The sequence below is a fragment of the Thiohalorhabdus sp. Cl-TMA genome, from assembly GCF_041821045.1.
Classification (GTDB): Bacteria; Pseudomonadota; Gammaproteobacteria; order Thiohalorhabdales; family Thiohalorhabdaceae; genus Thiohalorhabdus; species Thiohalorhabdus methylotropha.
Map to the genome: position 1 here is coordinate 126505 of NZ_JBGUAW010000002.1, position 18833 is coordinate 145337.

Below are 18833 nucleotides of genomic sequence, written 5' to 3' on the forward strand. Positions count from 1 at the left end.
CGATGGCGCTGCCGCATCGTCCTATGGTGCTGATGATTCTCGATGGATGGGGGTACCGGGAAGCCCCGGAATCCAACGCCGTGCATGCGGCGCACTTGCCCGTGCTGGACGGCCTCTGGCGGGATTGCCCCCATAGCCTGATCCAGGCCTCCGCCGCCTCCGTGGGTCTGCCTTCCGGCCAGATGGGGAGCTCCGAGGTGGGGCATCTGAACGTGGGTGCCGGCCGCGTGGTGTATCAGGAGTACGCGCGCGTGAACCGCGCCATCGAGGACGGCTCCTTCTACAGCAACCACGAGCTCACCGCCGCCGTGGACGCGGCCAAGGGCTCCGGCAAGGCCCTGCACATCATGGGCCTGCTCTCCGACGGCGGCGTGCACAGCCACCAGTCCCACATCGAGGCCATGATCAAGCTCGCGGTGGAGCGGGGCGCCCCGCAGGTGTACGTGCACGCCTTCCTCGACGGCCGCGATACCGCGCCTCAGAGCGCCCACCGCTACATCGATCGCCTGGAGAAGTTCATGGCCGAGGTGGGCGGCGGCCGGATTGCCACCGTCATCGGCCGCTACTACGCCATGGACCGCGACCGCCGCTGGCGCCGCGTGCAGGCCGCCTACGACCTCCTCACCCGGGGCGAGGGGCATACCGCCCGGGGCGCCATCGAGGCGGTGGACAAGGCCTACGAGCGCGGCGAGACCGATGAGTTCGTGGAGGCCACCGCCCTGGTGGACGATTCGGGGGCGCCGGTGGGCCTGATCGGCGACGGCGACGCGGTGGTGTTCATGAACTTCCGCTCCGACCGCGCCCGTCAGATCACCCAGCCCTTCATCGAGCCCGACTTCGACAAGTTCGAGCGCTCGGTGGTGCCCGAGCTGGCGCGGTTCGTGTGCCTCACCGAGTACAACGACGCCTTCGACGTGCCCATGGCCTTCCCGCCCCAGCGCCTGAAGCAGATCTTCGGCGAGTACCTCTCGGCCCGGGGGCTGCGGCAGCTGCGCATCGCGGAGACGGAAAAGTACGCCCACGTCACCTTCTTCTTCAACGGCGGCGAGGAAACCCCGTTCCCGGGCGAGGACCGCATCCTCATCCATTCCCCGCCGGTGGCCACCTACGACCTGCAGCCGGAGATGAGCGCCCACGAGCTCACCGACGAGGTGATCAAGGCGGTGGACGCGGGTACCTACGACGTCATTATCATGAACTACGCCAACTCCGACATGGTGGGCCACACCGGCAACTTCGACGCCACGGTCCAGGCGCTGCAGGCGGTGGACGAGTGCGTGGGCCGGGTGGTGGAGTCGGTGCGCGCCCACGGCGGCGAGCTGCTCATCACCGCCGACCACGGCAACGCCGAGCAGATGGCGGATCCGGAGACCGGCAAGCCGCATACCGCCCATACCACCAATCCGGTGCCGTTCCTCTACGTGGGCGACCGCAAGGTGACCATGGCGGAAACCGGGGCCCTGGAGGACGTGGTGCCCACCATGCTTCACCTCATGGGGCTCCCTCAGCCCCACGAGATGACCGGGCACGCCCTGGCGCAGCTGGACATGCCGGCGGAACAGGCCGAAGGGGTGTGACCCCCGGGCGGTCCGGGGTGCGGTTCCTCCCCACGGCCGCCGTGCTGTTCCTGCTCGGCGCCTTGGCGGCGCCGTTTCCCGCTGCCGCGGATAGCTCCGATTCCCGCCTGGAGCAGAAAAAGGACGAGCTGGCCGAGCTCCGCCGCACCGCCCGTGACCTCGCCGACCGTCTGGAGCGGACCCGCTCCCGCAAGAAGGGCACCCGGCAGGCCGTGTTCGACCTGGAGGCGCAGGTCGCCGACCTCCGCGCCAAGCGCCGCGACAATCGAAAGGCCCTCGAGGACAACGCCACCCGCCTCGACGCGCTCACCGGCAAGCGCGACCGCCTCCGCGAACGGGTGGCCGAGCACCGCCACCGGCTGGCCGTCTACCTGCAGGCCGCCCATCGAACCGGACGGCACGGCTTCCTGCGGCAGCTTTTCGGCCACGAGGATCCCGGTCGGGTCCGCCGCGCCCTCACCTACCTCGGCTACCTGCACAAGGCCCGCCGCCGAGAAATGGCCCGCCTGGAGCGGACCCGCGAGCGCCTCGCCGGCGTCATGACCGAGCTACGGGACGAGCAGGCGGAGCACAAGCGGCTCGAGGAAAAGCTGGCCCGCCAGAAGCGCGCAATCGCCGAACGGCTTGACCGACGGCGGGATCTCCTAGAACAGTTGAAGAATAAGGCCGAACGGCAGCGGAACCGTTTGGTCGCCGTGCGGTCCGACCAGAAAGCCCTGAAGAAGGTCATCGCCCGGCTGCGCAGGCTGCGTGAGGACGGTATCCTGCTCGAGGTCGGCGACAAGCACATGGCCGAGCTGAAGGGAAAGCTCGCCCTGCCCGTCCCCGCGCCGGAGGTTCTGGCCCGATTCGGAACCGAACGCGAACAGCGGTCCCTGCGCTGGAACGGCATGCTCCTGGGTGCCCGCCCCGGCACCGAGGTCCGGGCCATCTTTCGGGGCCGCGTGGCCTACGCCGATCGGCTGCGGGGCTACGGGCTGCTCACCATCATCGATCACGGCGATAATCTGCTCTCGCTGTACGCCCATAACCGTGTGCTATACAAGGAAGTGGGGGAATGGGTGGAAACGGGCTCGGCGATCGCCGCCGTGGGCAGCACCGGAGGCCGGTCGCGGCCGGCGACCTATTTCGAGATCCGCAAGGACGGACAGCCCGTGGACCCCATGCACTGGTGCCGTTCGCCCGGAGCCGACGCCGAACGTTCGGCCAGCCGCTGACAATCCGGTCGGAGGCGTTTTGCCGGTGGACCGGAGTCTGCTTAAATGGTCCGTCATCCCGATCGTAACCGACTGTCACCGGACACTTCCTCCTGTCCGCGCAGTTTTCCTCCTCCTTGTCCTCTCGGCCGGGGCGAGGGGAACGTGTTTGCCATATGGAGCCATGCATGAAACCGCGGAAACGCCTGCAAACCCTGTTTGTTCTGTTTTTGGGAATCCTCATCGGGACCGGATTGACCTTAGAGCGGATCTCCCAGGCGGACCGGGAAGTGTCCTCGGAAGAAGTCTCCATTCCCTATGAGCAGCTCCAGCTGTTCAGCGAGGTGTACTCGCAGATCAAGGGCAAGTACGTGGAGAAGGTCTCTGACCAGAAGCTGATGGAAGGGGCCATCGACGGCATGCTCCAGGAGCTGGATCCCCACTCCACCTATCTCACCAAGGATATGCTGCGGGAGATGCACGTGGAGACCGAGGGCAAGTTCGGCGGGCTGGGCATCGAGGTGACCACCGAGAACGGCTTCATCAAGGTGGTCTCACCCATCGCGGACACCCCCGCCGACAAGGCGGGTCTGCAGGCCGGCGACCTGATCGTGCGCATCAACGGCACCCCCACCAAGGACATGAATCTCATGGAGGCGGTGAAGAAGATGCGCGGCGAGCCCGGCTCCAAGATCAAGCTCACCGTGGTCCGGGAGGGCTTCGAGAAGCCCCGCGACTTCACCGTGACCCGGGACGTGATCCGCATCGAGAGCGTCGACTCGCGCATGCTGCCGCACGGCATCGGCTATGTGCGCATAAAGCAGTTCCAGCAGGATACCGGGGCCAAGGTCCGCGAGCAGATCGCCCAGCTCAAGGATGAACAGAAGGGCAGCATGCAGGGCCTGATCCTGGACCTCCGCAACAACCCCGGAGGCGTCCTTTCCGCCGCGGTGGAAGTGGCCGATGCCTTCGTCAAGCAGGGCAAGATCGTCTACACCGAGGGGCGCGAGGACAGCAGCGAGATGACCCTGCGCGCCAACCCCGACGACGTGCTCAGCGACAAGCCCATCGTGGTGCTGGTGAACAGCGGCTCCGCCTCCGCCTCGGAGATCGTGGCCGGTGCCCTGCAGGACCGGGAACGGGCCCTGGTGGTGGGTACCTCCACCTTCGGTAAGGGCTCCGTGCAGAGCATCCTGGAGCTCTCCGACGGCTCCGGGCTCAAGCTGACCACCGCCCGCTACTTCACCCCGCAGGGCCGGTCCATCCAGGCCCGCGGCATCGAGCCCGACATCACCGTGCGGCCGCTGGAGGTCTCTAAGCCCGAGCAGTCCGGCGAGCGGCTCACGGAGAAGGATCTGCCCGGGCATCTGATGAACAACGGCGGCTCCGGTCAGCCCGGCGGGGGCGAGGGCGCGAAGAAGGACGGCAAGACGCCTACCTACCTTGAGGACTATCAGCTCAACCAGGCCATGAACCTCCTGCGCGGCATCATCCTCATGGAGACCAAGAAGGCCTCCTGAGGAGCGGACCGTGGCCAAGAAGGGCGCTGCCAAGCGCAAGAAGCCGACCCCGGCCCAGCGCCGGCGGCGCTACCTCGCCGCCGGCTTTCTCGGGATCGGCCTTTTGGTCGGTTTGGTGGCCGGCACCGTGGTCTGGCTGCTCGGGCCGGGGAGCGGGGGCGCCCCGGCGGAGCGGACGGTGCGCAAATCGCCCCGCATGGAAACGGACCCTCCGCCCCCTCGCCAGGAGTCGCGAAAGCGGGAAGACGGCAAGCCGGAAGAGGGCCTGATGGAGCGTGGCCCCCGGGCCGCCATCATCATCGATGACCTGGGCAACAGCTGGCCCCAGGGGAAGGCGGTGAGCCGGCTGCCGTTCCCCGTGGCGGTGGCGGTGCTTCCGGGGACGCCCTATGCGGACCGCACCGCGCGCCGTGCCCACGCCCGGGGCAAGGAGGTCCTGGTGCACATGCCCATGGAGCCCGAGGACGGCAGCATCCCGCTCGGGCCCACCTTCCTGCGCCAGGGCATGGACCGGCCCACCCTGCTGCGCACCATGCGGGCCAACCTGCAGGGTATTCCCTACGCGGTGGGCATCAACAACCACATGGGTAGCGCCCTCACCGCGGATTCCCGGCCCATGGGCTGGGTGATGGAGGCGTTGGGGCGGAGCGGACTGTTCTTCATCGATTCGCGCACCACGGCGGATACCCATGCCCTGGAGCAGGCCCATGCCGCCGGGGTGCCCTCCGCCGGCCGCGACATCTTCCTGGACCACCGGCCCACGGAGGAATTCGTCCGCCGCCAGTTCCAGCGGCTAATGGAGGAGGCCCGGGCACAGGGCACGGCCATCGCCATCGGTCACCCCCATCCCGCCACCCTCAAGGTGCTGCGGGAGCTGTTGCCCGCCACCTCCGCCATGGGCGTGGAGATCGTCCCGGTACGGGAGGTGGTGGCGGTGCGCGCCCGACAGGAGCCGAACGACGGCACCCTGGCCGCCCGCAGAGCCCGACAAACGCAAGGAGAAAGACCATGAGCCGCGTCGTCGTACCCCTCGTGGAAGGCTTCGAGGACATCGAGGCGCTCACCATCGTCGACATCCTCCGCCGCGCGGAGATCGATGTAGTAACGGCGGCTGTGAGCGACAGCCCCGTGCTCTCCTCCCACAACATCCCAGTGGGCACGGATACCACCATGGCCGCCGTGAAGGACGATCCCGGCGTGGAGATGGTGGTGCTGCCGGGCGGTCCGGGCACCGGCAAGCTCGGCGAGAGCGCCGACCTCAAGGCCCTGGTGGAGCGGCTGCAGGGTGAGGACAAGGAGATCGCCGCCATCTGCGCGGCGCCCTCCGTGCTCGCGGGATTCGGCGTGCTCGACGGCAAGCGCGCCACCAGCTTCCCGGCGGTGCGCGACAAGCTGATCGAGGTGGGCGTGGACTATCGGGAGACCACGGTGGTCCGCGACGGCAAGGTGACTACCTCCCGGGGACCGGGCACGGCCATGGACTTCGCCCTGGAGCTGGTGGCCATCCTGGAGGGCCGGAGCAAGCGCGACGAGGTGGAGTCCCGCCTCATGCGCCCCGAGTCCTCCGCCACGGCCTGAGCTCGCCGGGAATCGCGGGCAGGAAGGCCCCGTCCCCCGCCCCGGGGACGGGGCCTTTTCGTTGGGTGTTGCTGGGGAGGATGCCTAGGGAGGCGCCCGTCTTACCGGTCGGGCCGGCAATGGGGTATGGGTCGGGACATGGGCCCGCGGGCGGGGCGGCGCCGCCGGCCTGAAAAAGGACCATTCCCCACCGCGAAGGGAGCCCCATGCCGGAATGGGTGCATATCCTCGCCGTCCTCTCGGTGAGCCTGGGCGTTCTGTGCGCCGTCATCGTGGCCATCGACATCATCATGGGCCACCGCCAGAAGATGTGGATCATGGAGCTGGTGTGGCCGCTCACCGCCCTCTATGCCGGCCCCCTGGGGCTGTGGTCCTACTTCCGCAAGGGACGGCTGACCACCAAGGCCAACGTGGACCGGGCCATGGAGGAGGGCAGGGGCCACCCGGCCAGCCGGCGCCCCTTTTGGCAGACCACCGGGCTGGGCACCACCCACTGCGGCGCCGGATGCACCCTCGGCGACATCGTGGCCGAATGGGGGGTGGTGCTGCTGCCCTTCCTGGTCTTTCACCTCTTTGGCTACAAGATCTTCAGCGTCTGGGTCTACGACTATCTCCTGGCCTTTTCCTTCGGCATCGTCTTCCAGTACTTCACCATCAAGCCCATGCGGGGCCTGTCCCCGGGGCAGGGTATGGTGGCGGCGGTGAAGGCGGACGCCCTGTCCCTGACCAGCTGGCAGCTGGGCATGTACGGCTGGATGGCCATCGTCACCTTCGGCATCGTCGGCCACGAGCTGCACAAGACCACCTTTACCTTCTGGTTCATGATGCAGATCGCCATGCTGGCGGGCTTCCTCACCAGCTATCCGGTGAACTGGTGGCTGCTGCGGCAGGGCATCAAGGAGAAGATGTAGGCGCGAGCTAGCCGCGGTTGCTGGAGGCGGGCGCGGTCTCCGGGTCGGCTCGCTCCAGGCGGTTGCGTCCGCCGTGCTTGGCGGCATAGAGGGCATCGTCGGCCCGCTTCAGGGGGGCCTTCATGGTGTCCCCCGGCCGGAGCTCGGCGAGTCCCAGGCTGATGGTGATGGCCAGCCCGTCGGCGAAGGTCCCGGCGGCCACCGCGCGGCGCAGCTCCTCTCCCAAGGTGGCGGCGGCGCCGGCATCGGTCTCCGGCAGCAGGACCATGAACTCCTCGCCGCCCCAGCGGGCCAGCACGTCCGTTTCCCGCAGCCGCTGCCGGACCAGACCGGCGAGCTCCTGAAGCACCGTGTCGCCGACGTCGTGGCCGTGGGTGTCGTTCACCGCCTTGAAATGGTCAATGTCGAACATGACCAGGGTGGCCGGGCTGGCGTAGCGGCTCACCCGCTCCTGCTCCCGCTCCAGTAGCCGGTCGAACTGCAGCCGGTTCACCGTGCCCGTGAGTCGGTCGTAGGTGGCCTGATGCTTGAGCTCCTCCTGCAGCGCCTTGTGCTCGCCGATGTCGTTGGCAACGCCGACGAAATGCAGGGTTCGCCCGTGCTCGTCGCGCACGGCGGAAACCGTCAGGTCCACCCATACGCTGTGGCCCTTGCCGCTGACGTATCGCTTTTCCAGACGGTAATCGTTGCCGCCGGAGGCCAGCATGCGCTCCACCAGCTCCAGCTCCGCATCGCGGTCGTCCGGGTGCGTCAGGTCCAGGAAATTGCGGCCGAGCAGCTCCTCCCGGGAGCGTCCCACCAGCCGGGCGAAGGCGTCGTTGGCCAGGATGATATTGCCCTGTTCGTCGCCGAAGCCGATGCCGGTGGCGGAGTTGTCGAAGATGGCGCGGAAGCGCTGCTCGCTCTGGCGCAGGGTCTCTTCCCGGCGCTTGCGGGTCTCCACCTCGTTTTCCAGGTCGCGGCGCAGGTCCAGGGTGATCATCCAAAAGAAGCCCAGCGTCCAGGTAACCACCCCGAGCAGGATCGCCACCAGGGCGAATCCGTGGATGGCCGTGGCCTCCATGAGGCCGGCGCCCGCGGGCTGGGTCAGGGTGCCGGCGAAGCGCAGGAGCTGGACGGCGGCCACGCCCAGGAAGGCGGTGGCGATGAAGATATGCACCCAGCGGCGCTCGGATTTCGGCATGCGCAGCAGGGGCAGGGCCCCGGCCAGGAGGATGACGGTGCCGATGCCCGTGGCCAGCAGGGTGCGGATGGTGAGGTCCGGCTGGAGGTGGGTGAAGTAGGCGAAGGCCAAGGCCGTTATCGCCAGCCCGGCACCCGCCCAGCGCGCCGGGAAGGGGCGCTCCAGCAGGGTGAACAGGCCCTTCACCAGCAGCAGGCCGCCCCCCAGCACCGCGGGGTTGGCCAGGGTGATGGACAGGTAGTCCGGGACCACGCCGCGCAGGCCGATCAGGAGGTAGCCGAGGGTGCCGCCGCCATGGCCCAGGGCCCAGAATCCGCTGGCCCGCGCGCCCGTCCCCTGGAGCCAGAGCCCGCAGTAAACGGCGCTGGTCAGCAGGGTGACCGCGGCCAGCAGGTGGGTCAGGGTGCGGATGTCGGGGGTGAAAGCGGTGAGGTTGTCCACTGGCGATGGAGCCCTTTTCCGGAATGGCCGGACTTCCCCTTCTACCCCCGTATTGTATTGGCTTGCGGGCACGCCACAAGGGGAGCCGGCGCCGGCCCGCTATTCGGTGTCGGGGGATGGGACATGGTGCCCCACGATGCGCTCCAGACGGTTGCGTCCGGCGTGCTTGGCGGCGTAGAGGGCGTCGTCGGCGCGCTTGAGCAGGTCCTTCCGGGTGTCCCCGGGCCGGATGTCGGTAACGCCAAGACTGATGGTGATGGCTACGCCCTCGGCGAAGCGCGTTCCGGCCACGGCGCGGCGCAGCTCCTCCCCCACCCGGGCCGCGGCGTCGCCGCCGGTCTCCGGCAGCAGCACCAGGAACTCCTCGCCGCCCCAGCGGGCCAGCGCGTCCGCGTCGCGCAGTCGGCCGCGCACCAGAGCGGCCACCTCCCGCAGGGCCGCGTCGCCGGTGCCGTGGCCGTGGGTGTCGTTAACGGCCTTGAAGTGGTCCAGGTCGAACATCACCAGCGCCGCCTCGCTGCCGTAGCGGTCCACCCGCCCCACCTCCTGCTCCAGCAAGGTCTCGAAGTGCAAGCGGTTCACAGCCCCGGTCAGGGCGTCGTAGGTGGCCCGGTATTCGAGCTCGGCCTCGGCGGCCTTCCTGGCGCGGATGTCGGTGGCCACGGCGATATGGCGGATGCCGGGGCCCACCGGCTCCTTGAGCTGGGAAAGAGTGAGGTCCACCCACACGGGACGGCCCGAGGCATCCAGGTAGCGCTTCTCCAGGCGGGCGAAGCGGTGTCCGGCGGCCAGCTCCCGCTGCACGACCGCCTGGGAATCGCCCAGATCCTCCGGGTGGGTGAATTCCTCGTAGTGCATGCCCTGGAGCTCGGTCGGGGAGCGGCCGAGGAGCCGGGCGAAGGCCTCGTTGGCCAGGATCACGCGGCCCTCCGCGTCGCCGAGGGCGATGGCGTTGGCAGTATTCTCGAATACCGACCGGAACAGCCGCTCGCTCTCGCGGCGGGATTCCACCTCCCGCTCCAGGGTGCGGCGCAGGTCCAGGGTGATGAGCCACAGAAAGCTCAGGGTCCATGTGGCCACCGCAGTGAGCAGCATGGTCTTGGAGAGGCCGTAGGCCATGGGCTCGCCGAACGGGCCGGCGGTGGGCGGCGATTCCAGGGTCAGGGCCGCTCGGATCAGCTGTCCGAAGGCGGCGAACAGGAAGGACGCGCCCAGGAACAGGTGGGCCCAGGTGCGCCGCTCTCCAGTGAGGTTCAGCTGCGCCGCGGCGCAGGCGGTGAGCAGGGCGCCGGCGCAGACCGAAAGGAGCATGATGCGGGCCGGGAGGCTGGGCAGCGCGTAGGTGTAGACGAGGAACAGCACCGCTATCGCCGCCACCCCGGCGAGGGCGCCGCCGTTGGAAAAGGGCCGGCCGACGCGCAGATACAGGGCCTTTAGGATCAGCACGCCCCCGGCGAGCGCCAGGGTGTTGCCGAGGACCGTGGACAACAGGTCGGGGATGGCGCCGCGTCCCAGGGACAGCAGGTAGCCCAGCGCCGCCACGCCGTGGCCCAGGGCCCAGGGACCCGTGGCCGGACGCCCCACGCCCTGCAGCCAGAGACCGCCGAAGACCACCGCGATGAGTCCCCCCAGCACTGCCAGCAGGAAGAACAGCGTCTGGGGGTCCAGATGGAAAAGCACGATGTCGGGCAAGCTCCCTTCCCTCGTCGGGTTTGCGCGGTTCCCCGCGGGCGGCTCAGCGGCGGCCGATCAGGCCCCACAGGATGGACGATCCCCCGAGGACGGCAAGCCCCGAGGGTAGCCACCAGGCGGGGAGGTCCAGGCGGGCGCCGAGATCGGGGATCAGGGCGGACAGCCCCGCCGCCAACAGCAGGAAGCCCCCGGCTCCCGTGTAGGCCAGCCGGCGGATACCGGCGCGCACCTCCCGGTGGAGGACGTCGAGCTGGGGGCCCCGGAGGTTCAGGGTCAGGTCGTCGTTGACGGCCCGCTCCAGGAAGGCGGAGGTGACGCGCGGCAGGCTCGGCAGCAGGCGGCCCCACTCCGGCGCCTCGCGGTTGAGCTCCCGCCACATGCGGGTGGGGCCCTTCTCCTCCTCCATCCAGTCCCGCAGCAGCGGCTGCACCGCCAGCCAGATGTTCATCTCCGGATTGAAGTCGCGGGCGATGCCCTCCACGTTCACCATGGTCTTTTGCAGCAGCACCAGCTGCGGCTGGGTGGGCATGTGGAAGCGCCGGGTGGTCTGGAACAGGCGCATTAGCAGGTTGGCCATGGAGATGTCCTGCAGCGGCCGGTCCAGCACCGGCTCGGCGATGGCGCGCAGGGCGTCCTCGAAGGCCACCATGTCGGTGTCGGGCGGAACAAACTCCGCCTCCAGGTGGACCTCCGCGGCCCGTGCGTAGTCGCGGTGCAGGAACGCCAGGAGCATGTCGGCCAGGTAGTGGCGCTGGTCGGCGGCGAGGATGCCCATGATGCCGAAGTCCACCACCCGGAGCTGGTTGCCGGGCCCCACGAACACGTTGCCCGGGTGCATGTCGGCGTGGAAGTAGCCGTCCCGGAACACCTGCTGGAAGAACACCTCCGCGGCGTTGCGCGACACCTCCACCACGTCCACCCCCGCCTCGGCCAGCTTGTCCGGCTCGTCGATGGGGATGCCCTCCACCCACTCCATGGTCAGCACGTCGCGGGTGGTGTGGCTCCAGTGGATGCGCGGCACGCGCAGCACCGGGTTGTTGCGGAAATTGCGGCGCAGTTGGCTGGCGTGCGCCCCTTCCTTCTCCAGGTCCAGCTCGTCGTGGATGGTCTTGGCGAACTCGGAGACCACGGCCACGAAGCGCAGCCGCCGCGCCTCGGCGATATAGCGCTCCGCCTGGGCGGCGAAGGCGAACATTACCGCCAGGTCCGTCTCGATGAGGCGCTCGATGCCGGGGCGGCGCACCTTCACCGCCGCCGGCTCGCCGTCCGGCAGCACCGCCCGGTGCACCTGGGCGATGGAGGCGGAGGCCACCGGCTCGCGGTGGAGCTCGGCGAAGCTCTCCGCCAGCGGGGCGCCCAGGGAGCGCTCCACGATGGCGGCGGCCTCCGCCCCGGGGAAGGGCGGCACGGCATCCTGCAGCGCGGAGAGCTCGTCGATGATGTCGCCGGGCAGCAGATCGCGACGGGTGGACAGGATCTGGCCCAGCTTGATGAAGGGCGGGCCCAGGTCCTCCATGGCCAGGCGCAGCCGGGCGCCACGGCTGTGGGCGCGGACCATGCGGTTGCGGAAGGGCACCAGGCGGCTGACCCAGGCGTAGGGCCGGAAGAAGGGAATGGCGCCGATCAGCTCGTCGAGGCCGTACTTGGCGAAGGTGCGCGCGATGCGCAGCATGCGCAGCACGTGCCGCGGGCCCAGGCGCCGGTAGGCGGCCGGGCGGCTTGCGGGCGGCGGAGCGGCCATGAGCTCCCCCGGGGCCCGCTAGGACTTGAAGCCGGTATGCAGGGCTACCACGCCCCCGGTGAGGTTGGTATACCCGGTGCGGATGAAGCCGGCGTCGTCGAACATCTCGCGCAGGGTCTCCTGGTCCGGGTGCTGCCGGATGGACTCCACCAGATACTGGTAGCTGTCCGAATCGCCGGTCACCATCTTGCCCATGCGCGGGATCATCTGGAAGGAGTAGGCGTCGTAGAAGGGCTTGAGCGGCGCCACCGGGTGCGAGAACTCCAGCACCAGGAGCTGGCCGCCCGGCTTCAGCACCCGCAGGAGCTCCTGCAGCGCCTTGCCCTTGCGGGTCATGTTGCGCAGGCCGAAGGCCACCGTGACGATGTTGAAGGCGTCCGAGGGCAGCGGCAGCCGCTCGCTGTCCGCGGTGAGCCAGTCCAGATTGCCCACAAGCCCCTCGTCGGCCAGCCGCCGCCGGCCCACGTGCAGCATCTCGTAGTTGATGTCCGAGACCAGGACCCGGCCGCGCGGCCCCACCCGGGGGCTGAACAGCCGCGCCAGGTCGCCCGTGCCGCCGGCGGCGTCCAGGATCCGATCGCCCGGCTTGGGCTCGGCGCGCATGACCGTGTAGCGCTTCCACCAGCGGTGCAGGCCGCCCGACATGAGGTCGTTCATCAGGTCGTACCTGCCGGCCACCGAGTCGAACACGCCCTTGACCCGCCGGGCCTTCTCGCCGAGCGGCACCTCCTGGAACCCGAAGTGGGTGGTGCTGCCGGGGGGGCCTTGTTCCGTGCGGTCGGGGGTGTCGTCGCTGCGATCGGCGCTCATGGCGGCTCGGTCCTCTGGCTCCGGAGTCAGTCCGTCCGTCCGGGGGAGGACGGAGGATAAGAGGAGCAGCCTACTGCAAGACCGCCAGCCCTTCAATTCGGATGTAGGTGTAAGCACTTACACTGTGCTTCTGTTGGGCCGGATTTCCCGGCACGGCGGGTCTTTGACGGCCATCAAATCCACCCTTGCAGCGGGCCATATATTCGGTTAGCTTGAATCGGGAGACACAAGATATTGTGTTTTTCCACAGATTCCACATTTTCCACAGCGTCGCCGCCATGGCCGTGCGGCGGCGACGTTGTGGTTGCCATACCGTCAGCCCGGAGGAAACCCATGACCGCCAAAGTCCAGCCGCTCAACGAGTCCGCCGCGCCGGTCCAGGTGGCGTTCCAGTCCGCTTCGCTCGACATCTGGGACAAGAAGTACCGCCTCAAGGACCTGCGCGGCGAGCCCGTGGACGCGGATGTGGACGGCACCTACCAGCGGGTGGCGCGGGCCCTGGCGGACGTGGAGGAGGCCGACAAGCGTGATCACTGGTACGAGCGCTTCCTGTGGGCGCTGCGCCAGGGCGCCATCCCCGCCGGACGCATCGTCTCCAACGCCGGCGGCCAGGACTACAAGCCCGCCACCTCCACCATCAACTGCACCGTATCCGGCACCGTGGACGACTCCATGGACGGCATCCTCCAGAAGGTGCACGAGGCGGGCCTGACCCTGAAGGCGGGCTGCGGCATCGGCTACGACTTCTCCACCCTGCGGCCCAAGGGCGCCTTCGTGGCGGGTGCCGGCGCCATCACCTCCGGGCCGCTGTCCTTCATGGACATCTTCGACCGCATGTGCTTCACCATCTCCTCCGCCGGCGGTCGGCGCGGCGCGCAGATGGCTACCTTCGACGTGGGCCATCCCGACGTGCAGGACTTCATCCGCGCCAAGCGCGAGGATGGCCGCCTGCGCCAGTTCAACATGTCGCTGCTGGTGACCCACGACTTTATGGAGGCGGTGAAGAACGATGGCTGGTGGCCGCTGGTGTTCCCCATCTCCGAGAAGCAGGCGGAGGTGGAGGACATCGACCTCCAGGACCCCGAGCAGGTGGTATGGCGCGACTGGCCAGGCAAGGCGGGCTACATCACCGGCGAGGACGGCCGCGTGGCCTGCAAGGTGTTCCGCACCATCAAGGCGCGCCACCTGTGGAACGCCATCATGTCCTCCACCTACGACTACGCTGAGCCCGGCTTCATCCTCATCGACCAGTACAACGACATGAACAACAACTGGTACGTGGAGAACATCCGGGCGACCAATCCTTGCGGCGAGCAGGGTCTGCCCCCCTACGGCGCCTGCCTGCTCGGCTCCGTGAACCTCACCCAGTTCGTGCGCAACCCCTTCACCGAGGATGCCTACTTCGACTGGGCGCAGTACCGCGAGGTGGTGTCCGTGTTCACCCGCATGCTCGACAACGTGGTGGAGATCTCCGGCCTGCCGCTGGAGGAGCAGCAGCGCGAGATCGAGCGCAAGCGCCGCCACGGCATGGGCTTCCTGGGGCTCGGCTCCACCCTCGCCATGCTGCGCATGAAATACGGCGAGCCGCCGTCGGTGGAATTCACCGAGCGGGTCTCCCGCGAGCTGGCCGAGGCCGGCTGGCGCACCGCCGCCGAGCTGGCCCAGGAGAAGGGCCCGGCGCCCATCATGGAAGAGCTGTTCACCGTAGACGAGGAGATGCTGCGCCTGCGCCCGGAGATGGCCAAGGATGGCTATGGCGTGGGCGACACCGTGCCGGGCAAGGTGCTCATGGCCCGCTACAGCCGCTACATGCAGCAGTTCCCCCGGGAGATCACCGACCCCATCGCCGAGCACGGGGCGCGCTTCACCCACCACAGCTCCATCGCCCCCACCGGCACCATCTCGCTGTCCCTGGCCAACAACGCCAGCAACGGCATCGAGCCGTCCTTCGCCCACAAGTATTTCCGCAACGTGATCCGCGAGGGGCGCAAGTCCAAGGAGAAGGTGGAGGTGGACTCCTACGAGCTGCTCGCCTACAAGCAGTTCATCGACCCCGACGCCGACCCCGAGGCCGAGGACCCGGCGCACCAGCTCCCCGAGTACTTCGCGGACACCAACAACATCGCCCCCTGGCAGCACGTGGAGATCCAGGCCGCCGCCCAGAAGTGGATCGACTCCTCCATCTCCAAGACCATCAACGTGCCCCAGGACTTCGACTTCGACGAGTTCAAGGACATCTACCTCTACGCCTACGACAAGGGGCTCAAGGGCTGCACCACCTTCCGCTTCAACCCCGAGGCCTTCCAGGGCGTGCTCGTGCAGGACAAGGACCTCAAGAACACCACCTACCGCTTCGAGCTGGACGACGGCTCCACGGTGGAGGTGACGGGCGACCAGGAGATCGAGTACGACGGCGAGGTGCACAACGCGGCGAATTTATACGATGCCCTCAAGGAGGGGTACTACGGTCGCTTCTGAACTTTAAGGGGAAGGCTTTCCTTCCTCTTAACAACCTTTTGACGAGGCATGACTCTAGTCAAGGGCCTGAATGGAGAGAGTGGTTATGAGCGAAGATGGAGGTGAGGAAGAAGGAAAAACATGGCCTGATTTGGCAGATCAGGCATACCAAGATTCACTTAAGCCGGCTGTCCAAGAGTTGGGTAAAAGTCTTGAGACTCTAACGAAAGCAGTTAATGCAGCCCTTTCCCCGGTTGGGGCCTTGGTTTGGGGATACGAGCAGTGCCAGGATTTCATTAACCAAAAGGTCGCGGAGAAATTATCTCGGACAGATGAGAGGAACATTACCACTCCAGCGCCGAATGTTGCCGGTCCGGTGTTAGAAGCGCTTAGATACTCGGGTTACCAGGAAGATCTCCAAGACCTGTTCGCTAATTTGCTTGCTAACGCCATGGATGCTGAAGAAATGCGTAATGCGCATCCTGCTTTTGTGGAAGTTCTGAAAAGTATGACCTCTGATGAAGCGAAAATCATGAAAATTTTTGGGGAAAACTTAAATAGATTCTACCCGGTTATTGATTTGAAGCTTATAGATAATAATGAAAAAGGGTTTAAGTATCTTTATAGAAATTTGTCCACGGCAGGAGATAGGGCTGGTTGTGAATGTCCGGATCTGACTCCATCTTATTTGAACAATTTGCAAAGAATGGGGTTGATGGAAATCAATAGTGGAGAGGTAAATAGAAAAGAGGTGTATAAAAATATTGAAAAAAAGTCTCTTGTAGAGGAACTTTTTAATTATTACGAGAATAGTGAAGATTATGATGTAGAAATTGATAGAAAGTCTGTTATTTTGAGCGAATTTGGTAAACAGTTTGCGTTAGCTTGCGTGATAGAAAAAGGCAGTGAGGTTGAAGTCTAAAAATAAATATAATGAACGTCAAATTCGAACTAGGTATTGACGCTAGCTTGGTAGAAAAGGGTCAATACGAGTAGGGTGAAGCCTGTAGGAGGGCCGTCGAGAACCTCTCAAAAGTGCTTTCTGGAACCCGGCTTAGCTAGACTGGACCAACCAGGGCCAAGCCATTGGGGGACACGCCCATGCAGGTGAACATCCACGAGGCCAAGACCAAGCTCTCCAAGCTGGGCAAGCTGGTGCTGAAGGGGGGAGCGGGTGGTGATCGCCCGGGCCGGCAAGCCCTATCTGGACCTGGTGCCGCACCGGGAGTGCACCGAGCCGCGTGCGCCGGGGTGGTTCAAGGGGCGGATCCACATGGCCGAGGACTTCGACGCGACGCCCGAGGAGGTGATTCGGGACTTCGAGGACGGCTGAGTGGAGCGCCTGCTCCTCGATACCCACGCCTTCCCCTGGTGGCTCGCCGACGATCCCCGGCTGGGGGAAGGCGCCCGGGCGCGGATCGCCGAGCCCGCCAATCCGGTGTACGTGAGCGCCGCCACCGGCTGGGAGATCGGCATCAAGAAGGCGCTGGGCAAGCTCCAGGCCCCGGACGACCTGGACGCGGCGGTGGCGGAGGAGGGGTTCACCCATCTGCCCATCACCTTCTTCCACGGCGAGCAGGCCGGCGCCCTGCCCGCCCACCACCGCGACCCCTTCGACCGCATGCTGGTGGCCCAGGCCCAGGCGGAGGGGCTGGTGGTCGTCACCCGGGATCCGCAGAGCAAGGCCTACGGCATCCGCACCGTCAATGCCGAGGCCTGACCCGAACCCGGAATAACCGGGACCGAATTCATTGGGCCTTCGGGGGAGAGGCCCGCCGCCCGCACAACCGCAGAAGGAAACGGACATGACCATCAAGATCGACAAGCAGATCACCGGCTACGCGGTGGTGAAGGACGAGGAAGAGCGGGCGCAGGGCCCGCAGGTGGCCGCCGAGCAGGGCGAGGCCGACGTGGTGCATGTGACGCCGCCCGACGAGCGGCCGGAGCGGTTGGAGGGCTCCACCTACAAGATCAAAACGCCCCTGTCCGAGCACGCCCTGTACGTGACCATCAACGACGTGGTCATGCACGAGGGCACGCCCAAGGAGCACCGCCGGCCCTTCGAGATATTCATTAACTCCAAGAACATGGAGCACTTCCAGTGGATCGTCGCCCTGACGCGGGTGATCTCCGGCGTGTTCCGCAAGGGCGGCGACGTCTGCTTCCTCGTCGAGGAGCTGCGCTCCGTGTTCGACCCCTCCGGCGGCTACTTCAAGAAGGGCGGCCGCTACATGCCCTCGTTGGTGGCCGAGCTCGGCGAGGTGCTGGAGATGCACCTGCAGAAGATCGGCATGATCGAGAAGCAGGAAACCCCCGAGGAGCTCAAGGCCAAGAAGGCCCAGGCCGAGGAGACTGGGGCACTGTCCAACGCCACCCAGTGCGGCGCCTGCGGCGCCATGGCCATGGTGCGCATGGATGGATGCAACCTCTGCCTGGAGTGCGGCGACTCTAAGTGTGGCTGAGCCACCGGGAAAAGGGGTAACCGTGTCTGCGCTTCGGGCGGTCAGTCTCTATTCGGGCGCGGGAGGGCTCGACCTCGGCATGGAAGCCGCCGGCTTCCAGGTTGGCTCCGCCGTGGAGTCCGATGCCGATTGCGTAGAAACCCTCCGGGCTAACCGGGACTGGCCCGTTTTCCCCGAATACATCCAGGAAGTCCCTTCCGAATCCTTGCTTGAGGCCGCCGGACTGGCCCCGGAAGAGCCCGATCTCCTGTTCGGCGGCCCTCCCTGCCAGCCCTTCTCCAAATGCGGCTACTGGGCCACCGGCGATTCCGCCCGCCTGGACGACCCCCGCGCCGATACCGTGGAGGCTTTCCTGCGCGTGCTGCGCGACACCCGCCCCCGGGCCTTCCTCATGGAGAACGTCACGGGGATGGCCTATTCCGGCAAGGACGAGGGTCTGCAGCTCATCCGCCGGGCCCTGGAGGACATTAACCGCCAGTTCGGCACCGCCTACGACGTGGAGGTGCTGATCCTCAACGCCGCCGATTTCGGCGTACCGCAGACCCGGGAGCGGGTGTTCCTGATCGGCTCAAGGGACGGACGCACCTTCGGCGAGCTGAAGCCCACCCACCGGGCTCTGCCCGGCCTGGAAAAGCAGCGCGCCCTGCCCCTGGACGAGGGCCTGCCCTATTGGCGCACTGCCTGGGATGCGCTCGGGGACCTGGAAACGGACGAGGACGATCCCGAGCTCCAGCCCCGGGGCAAATGGGGCGACCTCTTGCCTGCGGTCCCCGAGGGCCAGAACTACCTCTACCACACGGAGCGCGGCGAGGGTCTGCCGCTGTTCGGCTGGCGCCGGCGCTTCTGGAACTTCCTGCTCAAGATCGCCAAGGACCGGCCCTCCTGGACCCTGACCGCCCAGCCCGGCCCGGCCACGGGACCCTTCCACTGGAACAGCCGGCGGCTGTCCATGCGCGAGCTGTGCCGGCTGCAGACCTTCCCCGACGATTTCGTGGTACGGGGGGACATCAATGGCGTGCAGAAGCAGCTGGGTAATGCCGTGCCCTCCGCACTCGCGGAAAAGCTGGGCCTGGAGATCCGTGCCCGTTTCTTCGGCGACGAGACCGCCCGCGACCGGCCCCCGTCCTTAGTCCCCGCCGCACGCAGCGACTGCCCGCCTGCGGAGCCGGTGGCGCCGGTTCCCGACAAGTACCTGCATCTGGTGGACAGCGATACGGCCCACCCGGGCACGGGTCAGGGCCGCAGGGCTGCCGCGGAATAGCCGG

At 67.0% G+C, this 18833-nt stretch carries 16 protein-coding genes; 12 read left to right on the forward strand and 4 right to left on the reverse strand.

Annotated features, from left to right (window positions below):
• Window positions 1–2 precede the first annotated feature (2 nt).
• The 6 genes from gpmI to ACERLL_RS02870 all read left to right on the forward strand — a co-directional run bounded on the left by gpmI (window position 3) and on the right by ACERLL_RS02870 (window position 6782).
• Window positions 3–1577, forward strand: coding sequence for a 2,3-bisphosphoglycerate-independent phosphoglycerate mutase (gpmI, locus tag ACERLL_RS02845; protein ID WP_373654550.1), 1575 nt, complete (start codon window positions 3–5; stop codon window positions 1575–1577).
• Window positions 1578–1594: 17 nt separating this feature from the next.
• Entirely contained in the window at window positions 1595–2794 is a 1200-nt protein-coding gene (locus ACERLL_RS02850; protein WP_373654551.1) for a murein hydrolase activator EnvC family protein, read from the forward strand.
• Between the two features lie 167 nt (window positions 2795–2961).
• Entirely contained in the window at window positions 2962–4293 is a 1332-nt protein-coding gene (locus ACERLL_RS02855; protein WP_373654552.1) for a S41 family peptidase, read from the forward strand.
• Between the two features lie 10 nt (window positions 4294–4303).
• A complete protein-coding gene (locus ACERLL_RS02860) occupies window positions 4304–5305 on the forward strand; it encodes a divergent polysaccharide deacetylase family protein (RefSeq protein WP_373654553.1) in 1002 nt (333 codons plus the stop codon).
• Entirely contained in the window at window positions 5302–5871 is a 570-nt protein-coding gene (locus ACERLL_RS02865) for a DJ-1 family glyoxalase III (RefSeq protein WP_373654554.1), read from the forward strand. Before ACERLL_RS02860 ends, ACERLL_RS02865 begins: the two co-directional genes overlap by 4 nt.
• A gap of 206 nt (window positions 5872–6077) precedes the next feature.
• Window positions 6078–6782 carry a DUF4396 domain-containing protein gene (locus tag ACERLL_RS02870; protein WP_373654555.1) on the forward strand — a complete coding sequence of 235 codons (705 nt, stop codon included), beginning with the start codon at window positions 6078–6080 and terminating at the stop codon, window positions 6780–6782.
• Between the two features lie 7 nt (window positions 6783–6789).
• Here the strand turns inward: ACERLL_RS02870 and ACERLL_RS02875 are convergent, their stop codons facing one another.
• The 4 genes from ACERLL_RS02875 to ACERLL_RS02890 all read right to left on the reverse strand — a co-directional run bounded on the left by ACERLL_RS02875 (window position 6790) and on the right by ACERLL_RS02890 (window position 12649).
• Complete coding sequence (locus ACERLL_RS02875; RefSeq protein ID WP_373654556.1) at window positions 6790–8406, reverse strand: GGDEF domain-containing protein; 1617 nt, start codon at window positions 8404–8406, stop codon at window positions 6790–6792.
• Window positions 8407–8505: 99 nt separating this feature from the next.
• Entirely contained in the window at window positions 8506–10098 is a 1593-nt protein-coding gene (locus ACERLL_RS02880) for a GGDEF domain-containing protein (protein WP_373654557.1), read from the reverse strand.
• Between the two features lie 43 nt (window positions 10099–10141).
• Window positions 10142–11839, reverse strand: a complete 1698-nt coding sequence (gene ubiB, locus ACERLL_RS02885; protein WP_373654558.1) for a 2-polyprenylphenol 6-hydroxylase — start codon at window positions 11837–11839, stop codon at window positions 10142–10144.
• Between the two features lie 18 nt (window positions 11840–11857).
• Entirely contained in the window at window positions 11858–12649 is a 792-nt protein-coding gene (locus tag ACERLL_RS02890; protein WP_373654559.1) for a class I SAM-dependent methyltransferase, read from the reverse strand.
• A 333-nt stretch (window positions 12650–12982) separates the two neighbouring features.
• Here ACERLL_RS02890 and ACERLL_RS02895 point away from each other — a divergent pair, with 333 nt between their 5' ends.
• The 6 genes from ACERLL_RS02895 to ACERLL_RS02920 all read left to right on the forward strand — a co-directional run bounded on the left by ACERLL_RS02895 (window position 12983) and on the right by ACERLL_RS02920 (window position 18829).
• Window positions 12983–15127, forward strand: a complete 2145-nt coding sequence (locus ACERLL_RS02895) for an adenosylcobalamin-dependent ribonucleoside-diphosphate reductase (RefSeq protein WP_373654560.1) — start codon at window positions 12983–12985, stop codon at window positions 15125–15127.
• 85 nt (window positions 15128–15212) lie between these two features.
• Window positions 15213–16028 carry a DUF4393 domain-containing protein gene (locus ACERLL_RS02900; protein ID WP_373654561.1) on the forward strand — a complete coding sequence of 272 codons (816 nt, stop codon included), beginning with the start codon at window positions 15213–15215 and terminating at the stop codon, window positions 16026–16028.
• Between the two features lie 255 nt (window positions 16029–16283).
• Window positions 16284–16439 carry a type II toxin-antitoxin system Phd/YefM family antitoxin gene (locus tag ACERLL_RS02905; protein WP_373654562.1) on the forward strand — a complete coding sequence of 52 codons (156 nt, stop codon included), beginning with the start codon at window positions 16284–16286 and terminating at the stop codon, window positions 16437–16439.
• Window positions 16440–16826 carry a type II toxin-antitoxin system VapC family toxin gene (locus ACERLL_RS02910; RefSeq protein WP_373654563.1) on the forward strand — a complete coding sequence of 129 codons (387 nt, stop codon included), beginning with the start codon at window positions 16440–16442 and terminating at the stop codon, window positions 16824–16826.
• A gap of 85 nt (window positions 16827–16911) precedes the next feature.
• Entirely contained in the window at window positions 16912–17568 is a 657-nt protein-coding gene (locus tag ACERLL_RS02915; RefSeq protein ID WP_373654564.1) for a TSCPD domain-containing protein, read from the forward strand.
• A 22-nt stretch (window positions 17569–17590) separates the two neighbouring features.
• The gene (locus ACERLL_RS02920) at window positions 17591–18829 is read left to right on the forward strand and encodes a DNA cytosine methyltransferase (protein WP_373654565.1); all 1239 of its coding nucleotides are present in this window, start codon (window positions 17591–17593) and stop codon (window positions 18827–18829) included.
• Window positions 18830–18833 lie beyond the last annotated feature (4 nt).